The 16,820-nt window shown below is 49.3% G+C and carries 11 protein-coding genes; 5 read left to right on the top strand and 6 right to left on the bottom strand.

Features of this window, described 5'->3' with window-relative positions; genetic code table 11:
• From B0I18_RS12130 to B0I18_RS12110, 5 genes are all read right to left on the bottom strand, one after another.
• Positions 1–1,344, bottom strand: a 1,344-nt coding sequence (locus B0I18_RS12130) for a DUF6443 domain-containing protein (RefSeq protein WP_245882089.1), incomplete at its 3' end; no start/stop codon positions are given.
• Positions 1,345–1,353: 9 nt separating this feature from the next.
• Entirely contained in the window at positions 1,354–4,881 is a 3,528-nt protein-coding gene (locus tag B0I18_RS12125; protein WP_106522972.1) for an RHS repeat domain-containing protein, read from the bottom strand.
• A gap of 138 nt (positions 4,882–5,019) precedes the next feature.
• The gene (locus B0I18_RS12120; protein ID WP_106522971.1) at positions 5,020–6,573 is read right to left on the bottom strand and encodes a hypothetical protein; all 1,554 of its coding nucleotides are present in this window, start codon (positions 6,571–6,573) and stop codon (positions 5,020–5,022) included.
• 194 nt (positions 6,574–6,767) lie between these two features.
• Positions 6,768–8,030 (bottom strand): DUF445 domain-containing protein, encoded by a 1,263-nt coding sequence (locus B0I18_RS12115; RefSeq protein ID WP_106522970.1) that lies wholly within the window; start codon positions 8,028–8,030, stop codon positions 6,768–6,770.
• Positions 8,031–8,102: 72 nt separating this feature from the next.
• Positions 8,103–9,200 carry a glycosyltransferase gene (locus B0I18_RS12110; RefSeq protein ID WP_106522969.1) on the bottom strand — a complete coding sequence of 366 codons (1,098 nt, stop codon included), beginning with the start codon at positions 9,198–9,200 and terminating at the stop codon, positions 8,103–8,105.
• A 241-nt stretch (positions 9,201–9,441) separates the two neighbouring features.
• Between B0I18_RS12110 and B0I18_RS12105 the strand changes: the two genes are divergently transcribed.
• The 5 genes from B0I18_RS12105 to B0I18_RS12075 all read left to right on the top strand — a co-directional run bounded on the left by B0I18_RS12105 (position 9,442) and on the right by B0I18_RS12075 (position 15,123).
• Positions 9,442–9,687, top strand: a complete 246-nt coding sequence (locus tag B0I18_RS12105) for a hypothetical protein (RefSeq protein ID WP_106522968.1) — start codon at positions 9,442–9,444, stop codon at positions 9,685–9,687.
• A gap of 150 nt (positions 9,688–9,837) precedes the next feature.
• Positions 9,838–12,225, top strand: coding sequence for a TonB-dependent receptor (locus B0I18_RS12100; protein WP_181358441.1), 2,388 nt, complete (start codon positions 9,838–9,840; stop codon positions 12,223–12,225).
• 458 nt (positions 12,226–12,683) lie between these two features.
• Positions 12,684–13,130 (top strand): Hsp20/alpha crystallin family protein, encoded by a 447-nt coding sequence (locus tag B0I18_RS12090; RefSeq protein ID WP_181358440.1) that lies wholly within the window; start codon positions 12,684–12,686, stop codon positions 13,128–13,130.
• Positions 13,131–13,526: 396 nt separating this feature from the next.
• The gene (locus B0I18_RS12085; RefSeq protein ID WP_106522964.1) at positions 13,527–14,090 is read left to right on the top strand and encodes a DUF1579 family protein; all 564 of its coding nucleotides are present in this window, start codon (positions 13,527–13,529) and stop codon (positions 14,088–14,090) included.
• A 472-nt stretch (positions 14,091–14,562) separates the two neighbouring features.
• Positions 14,563–15,123, top strand: a complete 561-nt coding sequence (locus B0I18_RS12075) for a DUF1579 family protein (protein ID WP_106522962.1) — start codon at positions 14,563–14,565, stop codon at positions 15,121–15,123.
• Positions 15,124–15,189: 66 nt separating this feature from the next.
• On the opposite strand, the gene B0I18_RS12070 is transcribed toward B0I18_RS12075, so the two are convergent.
• Positions 15,190–16,368: an acyl-CoA dehydrogenase family protein gene (locus B0I18_RS12070; protein WP_106522961.1), complete on the bottom strand. Its 1,179-nt coding sequence runs from the start codon at positions 16,366–16,368 to the stop codon at positions 15,190–15,192.
• Between the last annotated feature and the right edge of the window lie 452 nt (positions 16,369–16,820).

Below are 16,820 nucleotides of genomic sequence, written 5' to 3'. Positions count from 1 at the left end.
CTGGGGTTGGCTGGCGGCCGGCAGTTCGCCATTGTACTGGGTGGCATCGTAGCTAAAGCCGGGCAGTTGGCTGTAATCGTCGTAATAGGTATAACCCAGGATGGTAGCCCCATTGATCTGTGTGGGATAGGTGTTGTAAAGGCTGTAGTTTTTGATATAGGCCCACATATCGGGCGGGGGGTACACTACGGCTGGATCATCGACCAGGCCCTGCAATACATCGCGGGGCGAGGTAAAAGCGCCTAACCCGGTTATAACCGGCCGGTCACTTGCATCATAAATCGTAAAAGCCCATTGATTGTTCTGCTTCTGGTTGCCATCGCGGCTAAAGATCTGCCGGTCCCGGTCATCATAGACGAATTCTTCTACGGCCTTACCCGGTATTTTGCGCTCGATCAGCCGGCCACGGCGGTCGTATTCGTAACTGTAGCAGAACTCCCGTATGGGGTCTACATCCCAGCCCACAGGCATATTGTAAACGGCCTGTGGCGGGATTACGAAACGCAGCCGCCCCTGGTCGTCGTATACGTAATAGGTACAGGCATAGCCCGTATGGGCGTAATAGGGAACAGGGTTGTTGACATAACGTTTCTGCAGCACCAGGCGGCCATCTTTATCTTTGAATTCCTGGTTGATGCGCCCATCTTCATCGGTGGTCTCGGTAACGGACAACTCGCCTGCATTATAGGTACCGTTTACATACGGCTTGGCATGTAAGGCCCGGTCTATATTCCACAGCATTACTTCGCCCGGCGTATTGAACCGGAACAGGTTCCGCACACCCCTGTTGCCCCCTACCCAGGCACGGCCGGGTTGTAATTGTTTAAGCGGGCGGCTTAAAACGGAGGCCTCGTAGTCGGTACGGCTGTAAGGCGCTTCATCAGGGCCGGCCAGGTCGTAAAAGTTACGCATCATGGTGTTGACATGCAGCTGTATCGTACCCGGCACCTGGTTAGCGAAGGGCTGGTTGGCATAGGGCAGGTACTGGTACCGTTCCCGCCCCAGGCTGTCGTATACATGCACCTGGATGATATCATTGCCATCGGCATGCGCCCGGCGCTGGATGCTTTGCAGCGGGCGACCCAGCCCGTCGAAGTAGTCGCGCTGCTGCCGGTACTGGTAACCCGAGGCAGGCAGGCTCTGCAAAGGCTGGTCGGGGGTAATGCTCTGGATATAGTTGTACTTGCCGGGGTTGGCCATATTGACCAGGCCCGGATATGGCGCCTGTACCGCTGTAGACGGCGAATCTGAAACAGGAATATTACCGCTGGGTTGCGCTACGGATACGGTACGGATCAGTACTGTCAGCGCCGCCCATAATAGAGTATGTTTGCTAAGTTTCATGGTGTTTTCTTATTGAGCAGATTGGTATTGATAAACGTTATTTTTCAGAATGTTACCTTTTTCGTCCTTTATAGTCTGCAATCTTCCGAAGCCATCATACTCAAAAAAGCTGGTCTGCATATTGCCGTTCACTTTGGCATGCACCCGGTCCTGCTCATCATAAACCGTGGCGTCGAAGTCGCTGCCCGCAGGCACTATGGCCAGCTGATCCATGGTACAGGCGCCACCTATGGTGACCGTCTGGTAATAGGGGATCTCGGCCCGGTACAGGGTCCAGTTGCCTTTGGTACGCCCTGTAGCGACGGCCGCTACCCCATTGGCTGTAAAGCTGCCCTGGCTCAGCCAGGCATATACCTCGATATTACCCGGGGTATTAAAACCCTGGAAGATCAGCGAGCCATTAAGATTGTAAGCGTAAGTACCGCTAAACGGCGGCCATACGACCGCCCGGTTCGCATTGATGATCGTACTGTATTCGTTGGGATATTCGAAGGAGGTAAACACAAACTGCCCCCGCTTGGGCATGGTACAGGTAGCCAGGGGCAGGTTACGCTCTTTACGCCAAAGGTATTTACGGAACCGGCCACCCCGGGTTTCTACCGTCAGCGGGTTGCCATAGGTATCGTATTCTGTAACCCTGGCTTCTGTTTCCAGCGCGTTGTTGTACTCGGCAGTAAGTACACTGTCCACCAAATAAAGGCTTCCGGTAAAATGACCTTTGAACTGCGTTTGGCTTAAAAGCGTTCCATTTTTATAGATGCGGCTGGCCAGCACATCGCTTACCCGGTTGGCTGCAGTTAATTGTGCAGCTAATGCGGGTTGGGGAGCCAGCGCAGGCTCTGCGGCATCTGTAGCATAACCATTCTTCTGCACCAGCAATTCGCCTTTACTGTTGCCGGAAGTTATGGTCAGCGGCAGTTTGTTATTACTACCGTAGGTATAACTATTCGACGATTGCAACACATTGCCCGTATTATCAATTTCGAAAGTAGAGTCGGAAGTGAGATAAACATACGACAGGACATTGGCATAAGGCGTAATGCTAAAAATGGGGAAACTGCCATTGGTCGCACTTTCCGAATAATCGTCGATTACGGTTTTGATAGCGCCGATCTTTAAAGCGGGGTTACTCGGCATCAGGGGTGGAGAATAATCGTAAACACTGGCCTGGCGTTTCCGGGTCACATCGGTCGAACCCGATAGCTCAGTCCAACGGGTTTCGATCTCTTTGCCGCGGGCATATTCGTTATCCGTACCGGGTACGAAAGGGAGTACATTCATGTAGTTAGGTTCAACACTCAGGAAGCTATGGTAGGTCTTATACTGTTTGCTGCCCTCCAGCACGCTTTCAACCACTTTAGGATACACAACGGCGTTGCCCATACTGCCTTGCCCGGGCATGGCGTTATTTCCCATACGCACCCAGAACTGGTTACCGTTGGACATACGGGTTTCCACATAACTGTGGAAGTCGGGCCCAATCAGGCGGCCCCAGGGCCCGCTTGCGTCTTCATAAGTAAACGTCCTGACCTTTACGCCACCACCATAAGGGTCTGTGGAAGTAATGGACTTGACCCTTAACCCGCCGGCTGTATATTGTGGAGGCGCTACAGCAGTATCCAGGACTTTGAAGTTAACGCTAAAAGATAAGGCCCGGACGAAGTTGGCTGCATTCGGAGGATTGATATTTACTAAATCATTTATTTTCAAATAATATTTACCGTTAGGAAGATGCACATTGGCCGTATAGCCGGGATACTGCTTGCTAAATCCGGCAAACGGCGGATCTGTTATACCCGGAAGTGGGTAAGCTGCCCGCACCAAACTAAAAACGGGATAACCATTTATTACGCCATTGTCCCGCAGGGAATCCGGAAGGTCCGGTGAAAAACTGATACCGGCAATAACGCCGCCCATATTGGCATTAATGGCCAGGTTGGGCGCCTGGTTGACCACAAAACTATCGATATAGCTGGGTGCAAATGACTGGCCTACGCCCTTCCAATCGGAAATAGCATGGGATTCCGTAATTGCATTGGGTAATGTTGCTAAGCCGGGATTGCTTACCGTATTGGGCTCATATTCGAAACGAATGATGCCACCGGTGGGCAAGGTGACTTGTTCCAGGATACCGGCCTTCATCCTTTGCGCGTCGGGGAATCGGTTTGCCCCCTCCAGAAAGAGCGGTATCCCGCCCATATTCAAGTATGCAGGAGGGGCCATGTGCTGTGCAAAGCCATTATTATTGGCATAACCCCACATATCCTGGGCGAAAGACAAACGGGCGGGCATCATTATGGATTCATTATAGGCAAAGCGATGGCGCAAGGGGTTGGCATTGCTCTCCGAATTGCCATAGTCAGAGAGGGAATCCAGCCGGAGTGACTTTTGATCAAAACTACCTCCCGGGCTGGGACCTACCACAGCATCCCGGGTAAAATAGCTGGTATGCAGCTTGAATATATTTTTAACATCGCCGCCGCGGGCACTGACCACTATTTTGGATAAAGCCTTTTGATTTTCAAAGTCTTCCCGGTTTACACCGGCATAAACCAGACTTAAAGAATCTGTCCGGCTTACAATATACCTTAGCCTGCAGATACCGGATATGGTATTATTGGTAAACACATTAAGCACCGGGCTGCGGTTAGCGCCGCCACCATTAATTGGTTGATAGGTAGTACTGGAGCCCAGGCTCAAAAAAGTCGCCGAATAATAGTCGTAATACAGCTCGATAGAATCCGTTGCATTAGCATTGACGATTTTAGATAGTTTCCAGGAGGTGACCTGGTCGGGACTAATGGGCGCATGGGCCACCAGCATGTTCTGACTATGGGATAGCTCCACATTATTAAAAATATACCGGGTACCATCGTCGGTGGTAACGGTAAAGCCGCTGCTGTTCGATCCGGATACGGCCATCGTAAATTTCAGTTTACGATCTGCGGTATTCATATTCTTAAATGTATGGCTGAGTTCATCATAAATAAATTTTCCGGAAAATCCACCGAAATTGAAGTAAAAGATATCGGGTTCCAGGTCCATCCTGCCTTCTGCTACGTCCACCCATTCCAGGAAATGAGCCAGGGCCATCGGGTCATCATCATACTGCGGCCGGATGCTTTCATAATAAGACAATGGTTTAGCCTTGTTGATAAAGCCTATGGCTGAGGTCTCGTCTGCGATACCCCGGATCTCCCGGGATATCTCCCCACCGGTTTGCAACAGGAACCCCAGGCCACAATTCGATGCAAGATCGTTGACCTTGACCCCACCACCGGCATGGTACGAAAGGCTTACGGGCAGCGAAATACCTTGCCCGCTAAGGGTGTGTATCGGAAGGTCAATTTGTGGCGTACCGGTGAACAGGCTTACCGGGTAGTCCACGTACTTCATCATCTGGGAAGTCTCGGGCGCGCCTTTTACTAAACTGTTCAGGCCCTTAAGATAATTCGCGGAGGGTTGTTCCATCTGCTGGGCATATAGTCCGGAAGCAAATCCGGCAAAACCGGTAAGCAAAAGCAAAATTTTCTTCATTGTTTACTTGAGATTAATAGGGAGTAGTATTCGTTGTTGTATTTTATTCTTTTACGGTAAAAAATCGCTGTTGACCCGCCCGTCGATATTCATGCAAGTTGAGCGCGTCCTCCGCCATGCCCCGGCGGAGCATATAACCTATTTCCCCCAGCCCAGCCTCAGCATAAACGGGCTTCTTAAATTGCTTTGCTGCCACAGGAAATTATACCCCGCCATAAAAGTGCCGTTCCATTTGCTGCTGATGCGGTAGCGCTTCATGATGCCGAGATAAGCAGCCTCCTGTTGCCCGCCGAATGCCGCTTTCAGGCCATGGTCCGCGGAAGCCGTGGACTGTTGTGGCGTAGTATTGTTGTCCTGCAGGTAAGCCCGGTTCTGCGGACGGAAGGCCCGTTCGTAACCGGCCTGCAGGCTAAAGCCATACAATAGTTTCCAATCTGCATACACCCGTGTACTAATACCCTCATAACTCAGGCGTATATGTTGCCAGTCCTGGCCCAGGCCAAAACTGGCCCCTATACCGATGCCATAACTCAGGCTGGGCGTATGTTTGAAGGCGACACCGGCTCCCAGTTCTACCATTGCAGGACGCAAGCCGTCGGGCGTGGCCCTTGTAGTCTGGAAATTGTATTGCGGCTCCAGCCGCTGCCAGAAAGGCTTTCCGCGTTCCGGGTTCTTGCGGAAGCCGGGCTTCTCGATATGCTTCAGTTTATCTTTGGTGGCCTTCGCTTCCTGCAAGCCCTGCCGGGCATCCTGCGCCAGGTTGCCGGCTTCTTTTACTTTGTCGGTTACTTTACCCAGTTGATTGCTGAACTCCTGCACCTGCGCACCCATGCCTTGTTGCACGGATTGCAGGCTATTACCCAATTTCTCCTGCAACATTTTGCCTACCTGTGCCTTGGTCTGGTAGCCCATAGCCTGCAGGCTCTCGGCCGTAGCATTGGCGCCAACACCGCCAAAGGAGCCCTGGTTCGGGTTGAGGTGCTGGTCGAAGCCTTCGATACCCTGCAGGTATTCCATCGCCTTTTCTTCTGCGGCATCGGGGTCGTCGGCCAGGCCACGCCAGGCTTTCATTTTTTCCTGGGCATAGTATACGTCTTTCTGTATCCCGGTAAGTCCGGGGATACCGGCTCCTGCAGCCATTTGCTCCAGGCTTTGCGTACGTTGCCGGATCAGGTCTTTAACCTGTTGTTCCGCATTTAGCTTGCCTTGTAGTTCGGCGATCTTACCGCTGTAATCGCCGCCGGGCAAGGCTTGTCCGCTTATGCCCTCCAAGGCAGCAAGTTTATTGCCCTGGTTATGCATAAACTGTTGTATGCCTTTCAGGCTATCGATGGTGGCATTACGCCGCTTAGCCATACGGGCCAGGGCGGTAGTGTCTTTGGATAAAACGGCGATCGAATCGAAGCCGGGAGCGCGGTGCAGGTATTGCTTATAGGCTACGGAATCTTTAGCAGCGAGCCGGACCAGCATACGCGCTTCTTTTTTTTGCAGGCGGCGCAACAGGCGTTGCTGTATCCGGTCCGAACGTTTCAGGTATTTTTCAAGTGCCGCTGTTTTATGATCAAGATAGGAGGATGCCTGGGTTATATCTTCTGCCGCAGCGGTTGCGTCCTGCGCATACGAAAGCATACTGCCGGTTACCAGCAGTAAAAATAAAATCAGGATACGATAAGGATATAGTCGTAACATCATGGCCGGCGCTCCGGGCTAGGGTCATGATTATAGGCTGGATAATGGTGACAAGGCTATATACAAGACTTCCGGAACAGAGAAATACCGGACAAAAGTAAACATTTCTTTAACAAAAGAACTTATTTAAATATTAATCATTTTTACCAATCATATAGTTAAGCCACAAATATGGAATCATCCTGATTTGCAACAAATTAGCTAATCAATCGGGTTATGGTATAAATCAGCAAACCTACCAGGCCGCCTACAATCGTACCATTGATCCGGATAAACTGCAGGTCTTTGCCCACCTCGAGCTCCAGTTTGCGACTCAGTTCCCGGCCCTGCCAGTTGCCGACGGTATTACTGATCAGCAATGCTACATTGCCGGTATTGCGCAGGATATACTTGTAGGCCGTATGCCTGATCCAGCGGTCGATACGTTCCTGCAACAGCGCATCGGCGCGCAGGCTCTGCGACAGGTCGTCGAGCGCCCGCGCAAAATAGCGGTGTATGCCCGATCCCGGAGCCGACAATTCTTCGGTCAGTGTCTGCTTCAGGGATTGCCAGATATCGTCAGCATATTGCATCACTTTATCGTCCGACAACAAGCCGCTTTTTAATTGCTCCAGTTCCTGTTGCCAGCGGGGCTGCGTACGCAGGTCCCCGACAAACTGTTCCAGCTGCTGCGCGATCTCCTGGCGTATCTTATGTTGCGGATCGGTTTCGATCTCTTCAAAATAACGCACCAGCCCGCCTGCTATTTTTGCCGCCACTTTCTGGTCTACAAATTTTGGAATAAAGAAATAACTCTCTTTCTTAACCCGCTCCTGCACCATAGTCTCATTGCTGCCGATATAGTTTTTGATTTTTGCCGCCAGCAGGGTGATCAGTTGTTCCTGTTCGCCCCGTTCGAGAAAATACTGCAGCGCCCCGGCCACGACCTGGTTAAGCTGTACCTGGCCGATAAGTGCAGTCCCCTTTTTGGCAATAAAGGCAGCAACAGTATGATCATCCATCTTGGCAATGATATCGCGGAACAGGCGCATGCCCTCGTTCAACAGCAACTCTTTGTTCCGCGGCCGGTCCAGCCAGTCGCCCACATAGGAGGCTACGGTTATCTTACGGATATAAGGCCGGATATTAGCCGGGCTCAGGAAATTACTGACCACGAAGTCGCCCAGGTTATTGCCGATATTTTTTTTACTGCGCTCGATAAGGTTGGTATGCGGTATGGGTAAGCCCAGGGGATGATGAAACAAAGCAGTAACGGCAAACCAGTCGGCAAGCGCCCCGACCATAGCCGCCTCGGCAAAGGCCTTTATATAGCCCATCCAGGATGTCGTATACCGGGCCATATACCAGGTTGCAGCGATATACACCAGCAGCATCAACAGGAATAAACCTGTAGCCAATTGTTTATGCCGCCGCAGTTGTATGACCTTGCGGGATTCAGGATTAGCGATAGTATTGTTCATACGGTTCAGAAAGATGCATAAGGATTACAAATACGGCACTGCATTGTTGCAGCCGTTGTGCACATACTGTGCCTAAGTACGGGCTGCAGTTACTTTATCGAGCAAAGCGTTTACCACCGACTGCATAGGCTGCAGGCCACTGCTGTGCCGGAAGGCATTGGCGGCAAGCGCTGCCGCTATATCCGCCGATAATTGTACTGCCGGCTGATCGCGTACCAGGTAATAGCCCAACCGGTTAAGATGCGCAGCCAGGTACTCCTGCTCGGTTTGCCCGGGCGTCGGGATCAGCAGTGCTTTTTTACCCAGTACCGCCAGGTCCATCAACGTGGAATAACCGCTGCGGCACAATACCAGCGATGCGCGCTGCAGGGCATCCAGCAATTGTGGCGCCGGGAGATGCGTATGGTAAGTAATGTGTGCCGGCAACGTGCCGGGTATACTGCCCAACGGGTTGCCGGCTACAAAAACAAATGGGTAGTGCTGCAGCTGTGCAGCCTGTTGCAGCAGTATCGCTTCCAGTTGTCCGCGCATAGGCTCCGGCCCGGAAAGCAGTACCAGGATCTCTTTCCCTTCAGTATGCGCATTAGCCGGCACAGTACGATCCATAAACTGCGACAACAACCCGATGTATTGTGCATTCGCAGGCAGCACGGCCGGGTGTGCCAGTTTGCCGGAAAGGTTATCGGCGCCGGCTTCGTCCACCACCCAACAGGCATCGAACCGTTCGAGCATCGGGTAATGTAATTTCCGCAGGATAAGATCGGCCAGCCTTCCTTTACCGGAAAGGATCTGCAACTGGTGGGTCATAATAACCGAAGGTATACCCGGATGACAAAGGCCGTACCGGTTATCGGAAATAACGAGGTCGAAGCGATGTTCGTCCTGTTGCCGGACAAGCCACGCATGCTCGCTTTTGATGGCCCGCAGTATTTTGGGGATCTGCACAATTATTCTGGTGGCGAATGCGTTTTTATATTTGCTGTACCGGATACCGTAACCCTCGAGCGGCAACACGGCAATACCCGGAAAATTATCGGTGAGCAGGCGCGCCGGAGCCCCCGAAACTGCGGCTACAACCTCGTGCCCCAGCGAACGGAGATAAGCGATGAGCGGCAGGCAACGTGTGGTATGTCCCAGTCCCCAGTCTAATGGTGCTATTAAAATTTTCAATGAAGGCGCCGATTATTTTTTTGATTAACTTTACAAAAATAAAGATTATAAACCAGCCGTAAATATGAAGCATCTTCGAAAAACTGCGTTCTTTTTGCTAAGTGTTATGTTATTGGGTATCGTGTTACAGGGTTGTGCTTCATCCCGTAGCTGCTGCAACGATCTGAGCAGGAATTACAAGCCGCCGAAGAGCCATAAGCGGAATGTTTATTAAAAATTAATCCGAACAATTACAGCAGTCATGTTTAGAGGCAAAGCACATTTATGGCAACAGTATGAACAGGATATCCTGGCGGTGAACAGCAAGGAGGCAGCCTATATGCTTTACTATTTATCGTTTGTACGCATGAGCCGGTGCTACCTGAAGATTATGGAAGTGGCCGATCTGCAGCGTTATAAACTATTGCGCAAACCGGCGCAGATCAAGAACTTTCTCTTACTCGCGCCGCAGGAAAAAACATTTATGTTCCTGCTGCATAAAAACTGATCTCCCTATAGCGATAACCCCAAACCGGTTATCGCTTTTTTATACGGATTCGTTTTCCCTCCTGCATTTTCACAATTTTATTCCGTTTTTTTCGTTTTCTTTGGCATTGATATGTACTGGAATATTCGTTTACTCTTGTTTCTGGGCTGCATGAGCAGCGTTTTTTTTGTCACGGCACAAACGGCCACAGTTACCGGTACGGTTACAGATGAGTACGGCCGCGCGCTATACCAGGTATCTGTAATCCAGTCCGGCACCGACAACGGCGTGCTTACCGACACCGCCGGCGTTTATACGCTCACGATCCCTTCGGGTAAAAAGACCCCCATGCGCGCTTCTTCGCTGGGTTACGAAAACGAACCCTTTTCTGTACCCGCGCAAAGCAATGGTAATACCGTTACCCGCAATATCACCTTACACACCCTCGCCAATGTTATTACAGAAGTAGAAGTAAAAGACCAGCGCTTCCGCAACGAGGCCGGTACACTGCAGATCAATACCAATAAGGTAAACGAACTGCCCAGTACCATAGGCGGCATCGAAGGCCTGCTTAAGATCCTGGTAGGTTCGAATAACGAGCTGACCTCGCAATACACCGTACGCGGTGGTAACTTTGACGAGAACCTGGTTTATGTAAACGACTTCGAGATCTACCGCCCTTTCCTGGTGCGCAGTGGCCAACAGGAAGGTCTTAGCTTTGTCAACTCCGACCTCGTAAGCGGCGTCAACTTTTCGGTAGGCGGCTTCCAGGCGCGTTATGGCGATAAGATGTCGTCGGTGCTGGATGTAACCTACAAACGTCCCAAACAGTTCGGCGGCTCGGTAATGCTCAGCCTGCTGGGCGCACAAGCCCATATCGAAGGCGCCTCGCGCAATAAGAAACTGACTTACCTTATCGGTGCAAGACAAAAAAGCAACCAGTACCTTTTACAATCACAGCCTACCAAAGGACAATACAATCCATCCTTTACCGATATCCAGGCGCTGGTAAACTACCGCTTCAGCGATAAGTGGGAACTGGAAGCCATTGCCAACTACGCCCGTAACCGCTTTAACTTTGAACCCGAAAAAAGTGAAGCGGCCTTTGGCCTGGCCAACGAAGCCTATAAACTGGAAACCTTTTTTACAGGACAGGAACGCGACCAGTTCGACTCGCGTTTTGCAGGACTCTCGCTTGCCTTCAAGCCCAACGAAAAAACGAAGTTAAAACTGCTGGCTTCGGCCTACCAGACCAATGAGTACGAGACTTACGATATCATGGGTGAATATGCTTTTTATGCCCTGGAGACCGACCTGGGCAAGGCATCGTTCGGCCAGAAAAAATATGCATTGGGAACCGGTATCATCCACGATTTTGCCCGCAACTATCTTACCGCCAATGTGGGTACGGTAGCTTTACGCGGTTCGCATAGCGCCAACAAACACTTCTTCCAGTGGGGCGCCGACGCTACGCGTGTACACGTGGACGACCAGTTGCTCGAATGGCAACGCAGGGACTCTGCCGGTTTTTCCCAGCCTTACGATCCCAATGCGATCAAGATGGCCAAGAGCTATCGCTCTACCAACGAGATCGACTATACCCGCCTTTCCGCTTTTATCCAGGACAATATCCTGCTCTCCGACAATGCTACACTCAACCTGGGTGTAAGAGGTGTATATACTTCGCAAAACGAAGAGATGGTGATCAGCCCCAGGGCGCAGTTCTCCTTTAAACCCGAATGGAAAAAAGATGTGGTATTCCGTGTGGCCACCGGCCTGTATGCCCAACCGGCATTCTACCGCGAGATGCGCGATATGGAAGGCAACCTGAATACGGCATTGAAGGCGCAGAAGTCTTACCATGCCGCTGCAGGGCTTGATTATAACTTTAAGATGTGGGGCGACCGCCCGTTCAAGCTTACCGTTGAAGCTTATTACAAACAACTCTGGGACCTGGTACCTTATGAATACGACAATGTACGCATCCGCTACTTTGCCAATAACAATGCTAAAGGTTATGCTTATGGCGGCGAAGTACGCCTGTTCGGCGACCTGGTTAAAGATGCGGAATCCTGGGTAAGCGTTGGCTTCCTGAAAACAGAAAACAAGATCATAGACCCTACTACCGGCGAGTATACCGGTTACCTGCCCCGCCCTACCGATCAGCGGCTCAACTTCGGCATGTTCTTCTCCGATTACCTGCCGCGCAACAAGAACTTTAAAATGTACCTGAATCTGATGTACGCCACAGGCCTGCCTTTCAGCCCTCCGGGCCGCAGCCTCAACCCGGCGTACACCCGTCGTATACCGGATTACAAAAGAGCGGACATAGGTTTCTCGGCCCTGTTATTGGATGGCACAAAAAAGAACAGGCCGGCGTATAGCTTCTTCAGCAGGTTCCAATCCGTATGGATGAGCCTTGAAGTATTTAACCTGCTGGGTATCGAAAATACCTTGTCCTATCAATGGATACAGGACTACAGCAGCGACAAAACTTTTGCGGTACCCAACCGGCTTACATCAAGACTGCTGAACGTAAAAATCGCCGCGAAGTTTTAATAACGATATATAATGCACGGCTGTGCTTTATTAAAAAAGAGCAGGTCCTGGTTAAATCAGGACCTGCTCTTTTTTAATAGTCTTAATAACAACAACAATTCAATCCGGGAATACGATAATACGACATTGCCCATTACAGGCGCCCATAAAAAAACCGCCCCGGTGAAGAATGACCGGAGCGGCGAGCTTTACTTACTAACCCATCGTAAGTAAGGCAAATTTCAATAAAAGAAACGGTAAAATGAAATGTTTTTTTTCTAATACATAGACCTTCCTGTTATAAAACCCGGCTTCTGCCTTTTATTCATCAAAAAAATATTAAATAAAGACAAAATGTCACTAAAAATTAAAAAATAATGACATTTTGTCTTATTTTAAGCTTTGGAATACCCTTTGTTCTATACCAAACAGGAGTATTAATCAACAATTCAAATTCTAAACTTAAAAATTCAATCAAAATGGTAAAGCAAAATCAGATTAACCGTTCTTTCAGTGGCTTATTAGAAGACTTATTTAATGGCCATGCCGGCCGCTATTTCCGCGATGAAGCGCTTAATGATAACTGGATGAGGAATAACTACCAGGTACCGGTTAACGTGAAGGAAAACGAAACAGGATACAGCATTTCCGTAGTGGCTCCGGGCATTGCCAAAGAAGACCTGAAACTGCAGATCAACGATAAAGTATTGACGATCGCATTCGAGCAATCGGAAGACCAGAAAAAAGAAGAAGGCAAGTGGTTACGCCATGAATTTAAAGTGCGCGGTTTTAAACGCAGCTTTACACTCGGCGACCAGGTAGACACCGAAAAAATTTCTGCGAAATTTGAAAACGGCATCCTGAACCTTGACCTGCCCAAAAAAGAAGCCGTAATTGCGACCAATAAAGTGATCGACATTATCTAGGCGCTTAAGGGTGCATAAAGTTAAAATAAAGCAAAGAGGCCTTACTATATGTAAGGCCTCTTTGCTTTATAACAGTGACTTATTGTTGCACTAATAAAAATAAAATCATTGGGAAATACGTTCATTATTTTTAACACTATTAAAATAATAAATCAGTATCTATAAGCATAAATTTATTTTCAAATAATTATATTATTTAAACATAAAATATTTAAGGTCAATATTTTTTTACGCCTTTTCTAAAAAAAATGCATTTATGGCCCAATGCTTGATCATACAAAATTAAAAGCTGGAGCCTACCGGGCATAAAAGACAGGTCCGTTACGGCAATCGTTATCGAAGGCAGCTACCCCGAAGACGAACCTGCTACTACATACTTTTAAAATATTCGTGAAAATGGAAAAGATGGTTTTGCCCTCAACACTAACCATGACCAGTGGTGGCGCAACCGGTCAGACAGACCCGGAAAATGCCTGGCCGGCCTTTATAATGCCCGGAGAGGAACATGAAATAATGGCCGCAGAAACAGGTAACTGGCGCCTCGAATTTTTCTTTTTTTCGGCACCCGGCGCCGCTCCTCAAAAGGGCCAGGGCCTCAGTACCCATAGCGCCATACTGGGCGGACGTTATTACCAGAGTGTACACCAGGGCAGTATCATGGGTATGCCATTCGAAGGCCAGGCCCTTATCGGGTACGATAACCACAGGAAGATCTATTTCAGTACCTGGATCGACAATATGGGCACCGATATCCTTTATAGTGAAGGCCAGTATAACGCCCGGGAGAAACGCATCGAACTGACCGGTAAACGCACGGACCCTACTACCGGCGAGCCTGTACCCTGCAAACAGTTTATGATCTATACCGACGAAGACAATATGACCCTGCAACGGTTTGACCAATCAGGAGCGCAGGAATTCCTCTCCCTTGAAGTCAGGTTTATGCGAATTCATCCATAAATACGGCTAGGAGCAGCTGCCCCGTTAAGAAAGGGATTACATACCCAGACTGCCAGCCACCCTCCCCCTCCTGCGTCCCGGCGAAGATAGCCCGGCAGGCGACAAATACAAATCGACTTATCCTGAAACAGCATGGAATTTTTTTCCATGCTGTCTTCGTACAGCCCACTAAAGGGTAATAGCCCTGAAACACCGGGCTGTAAAGCCTCGGCTCCCTCACCCGGATTATCAGCTATGCGTAATCGGAGAATTCTATACACCCGTACCCTGCTGACCTTCACTTTTAGCAGGTTCACAGCCCCCTGTCCCAAGGGCAAACATGCAACGATCTGCCGGATCCCCTCAAGCAGCACAAGGCTTATGCGGGATGAAAGAGGATGTATGCATAAATATATTTTATTTAATAATAACAATAAAATATATTTTTATAAAAAAATAATACCTTATATTTTTACTGAAATTTACACCCGACATGAAAAAAATGTTACTGCCGTCTATATTGACTTCCAACTGCGGAAGCGGAACTGCTGCTGAAGATGCCAGGAGATCCTGGACGGAGTTTATGACACCTGGTCCCGAACATACACTGTTGCATAGCACCTGCGGCACCTGGGATATGGAGAATCGCTTCTACATTCAGCCAGGGGCCCCTCCGAAAACAACCCGCGCCGTTTGTGTACAAAAAATGATTCTCGGCCAACGCTTCCTGTATAGTACCATAACCGGCAATATGGCGGGTATGCCCTTTGAAGGAATCGGCATTTCCGGCTATGATAAGAGCCGCCAGGTGTATATACTCGTATGGTTCGACAATATGGGCACCGATATCATGTACGGCGAGGGCCGGTACGACGCGCCGAATAAACAGGTAGAGATTCATCTCAAAAACAGCGATCCCGGCAGCGGCAGCTTGGTCCCCATAAGGATGACGGTGCAGCGCCCCGATGCGGACCATATGATACAGGAAATGTACACCGTACATGAAGAACAAGAATACCGGTCGCTCGAAATGAAGTACACCCGCAGGAAGTAAAACACGGACAAAAAAAACAGCATGGAAAATGATCCATGCTGTTTTCAATTTATGATGCGGTTATACTTATTTGAATGCATTGAAGCCGGTAACATCCTGGCCGGTAATCAGCAGGTGGATGTCGTGCGTACCTTCATAAGTGATTACGGACTCCAGGTTCATCATATGGCGCATGATGCTGTACTCGCCGGTGATACCCATACCACCCAGGATCTGGCGTGCTTCGCGGGCAATCTGGATCGATATGTTACAACTGTTACGCTTGGCCATAGAGATCTGTTCGGGTGTAGCGCGGCCTTCGCTGCGCAGCACGCCTAAGCGCCAAACGAGCAACTGGCCTTTGGTAATTTCGGTGATCATTTCGGCCAGTTTTTTCTGGGTCAGCTGGAAACCGCCGATGGGCTTACCAAACTGGATACGCTGCTGGGAATAACGCAGAGCAGTATCATAACAATCCATAGCGCAACCGAGTGCACCCCAGGCAATACCGAACCGGGCGCTGCTCAGGCAACCCAGGGGACCTTTCAGACCTTCTACATTCGGCAGGATATTTTCTTTAGGTACTTTTACATTATCGAATACCAGTTCGCCGGTGGCAGAAGCCCTTAAGCTCCATTTACCATGTGTTTCGGGCGTGGTAAAACCTTCCATACCGCGCTCTACGATCAGGCCTTTGATCTTGCCTTCCGGGTTGCGGGCCCATACCACTGCGATATCGGCGAAAGGTGCATTGGAAATCCACATTTTAGAACCGTTGAGGATGACATGATCGCCTGCATCGGTATAGTTGGATAACATGCCCGCAGGATTGGAACCATGATCGGGTTCTGTAAGACCAAAGCAACCCATCCACTCGCCGGTAGCCAGTTTAGGCAGGTATTTCTTTTTTTGCTCTTCGCTGCCATAGGTATAGATCGGGTACATAACCAGGGAGCCCTGTACGGATGCCGTGGAACGGATACCGGAATCGCCGCGCTCCAGTTCCTGCATCATGATACCGTAAGAGATATAATCGAGACCGGCGCCACCATATTCCTGAGGTACGAAAGGACCAAAACAACCCAGTTCGCCCAGGCCTTTGATGATCTGGCTGGGGAAAGCTGCCTTTTGGGCATAGTCTTCAATGATCGGGGAAATTTCTTTTTTCACGTAAGCGCGTACGGAATCGCGGATCAGTTTGTGTTCGTCCGTGAGCAGTTCGTCCAGCAGGTAATAATCGGGATGTTGATACAGGTCCTGTTGCATAAAGTTTTTTATTGTAAAATTTTAAAACCGCAGCAAAGGTAACAATTTGGCGCAAAGGCAACATACATTCGTGCAGATAAAAACATTTTCCCTGACAAGCGGGCACCGATCAAATGCAAAATTATATATGTGTTAATTTTAAAAAATAATTTCACCAACAAACCACTGTGGTTGCTACAAGAGTCTTCCTGTATTGACAAATATTAAGTAAAAGGCCGACTGACAGCGGCATGACAAATGAAAAATGGAATAATTTTTGATGAATACAGGCGAAACCAGCGCGGTAAGGTAAGGACAGGGAAAAGGAATAATTTAACAAAGGTCGTTAAACTAAACACAATGAATACCCGTTTTTATTAAACGCTATGATATCACAAATATTCTTTCTATTTTGTGGTACATTCTGCGCAAACGAACCAGTTAAGTATTAATTATCATTTAAATATATTAAT

Origin of the sequence: Taibaiella chishuiensis (assembly GCF_003014535.1) — a bacterium.
In the GTDB taxonomy this organism is placed as follows: Bacteria; Bacteroidota; Bacteroidia; order Chitinophagales; family Chitinophagaceae; genus Taibaiella; species Taibaiella chishuiensis.
The sequence above is the reverse complement of the archived record's forward strand: the minus strand, read 5'-3'. Positions and strand labels throughout refer to the sequence as shown.

Coding starts and splice junctions, on each gene's coding strand:
- B0I18_RS12125 (WP_106522972.1), bottom strand. CDS start 4,881: ATGAAGAAAATTTTGCTTTTGCTTACCGGTTTTGCCGGATTTGCTTCC.
- B0I18_RS12115 (WP_106522970.1), bottom strand. CDS start 8,030: ATGAACAATACTATCGCTAATCCTGAATCCCGCAAGGTCATACAACTG.
- B0I18_RS12100 (WP_181358441.1), top strand. CDS start 9,838: ATGAGCAGCGTTTTTTTTGTCACGGCACAAACGGCCACAGTTACCGGT.
- B0I18_RS12075 (WP_106522962.1), top strand. CDS start 14,563: ATGAAAAAAATGTTACTGCCGTCTATATTGACTTCCAACTGCGGAAGC.
- B0I18_RS12090 (WP_181358440.1), top strand. CDS start 12,684: ATGGTAAAGCAAAATCAGATTAACCGTTCTTTCAGTGGCTTATTAGAA.
- B0I18_RS12120 (WP_106522971.1), bottom strand. CDS start 6,573: ATGATGTTACGACTATATCCTTATCGTATCCTGATTTTATTTTTACTG.
- B0I18_RS12105 (WP_106522968.1), top strand. CDS start 9,442: ATGTTTAGAGGCAAAGCACATTTATGGCAACAGTATGAACAGGATATC.
- B0I18_RS12070 (WP_106522961.1), bottom strand. CDS start 16,368: ATGCAACAGGACCTGTATCAACATCCCGATTATTACCTGCTGGACGAA.
- B0I18_RS12085 (WP_106522964.1), top strand. CDS start 13,527: ATGGAAAAGATGGTTTTGCCCTCAACACTAACCATGACCAGTGGTGGC.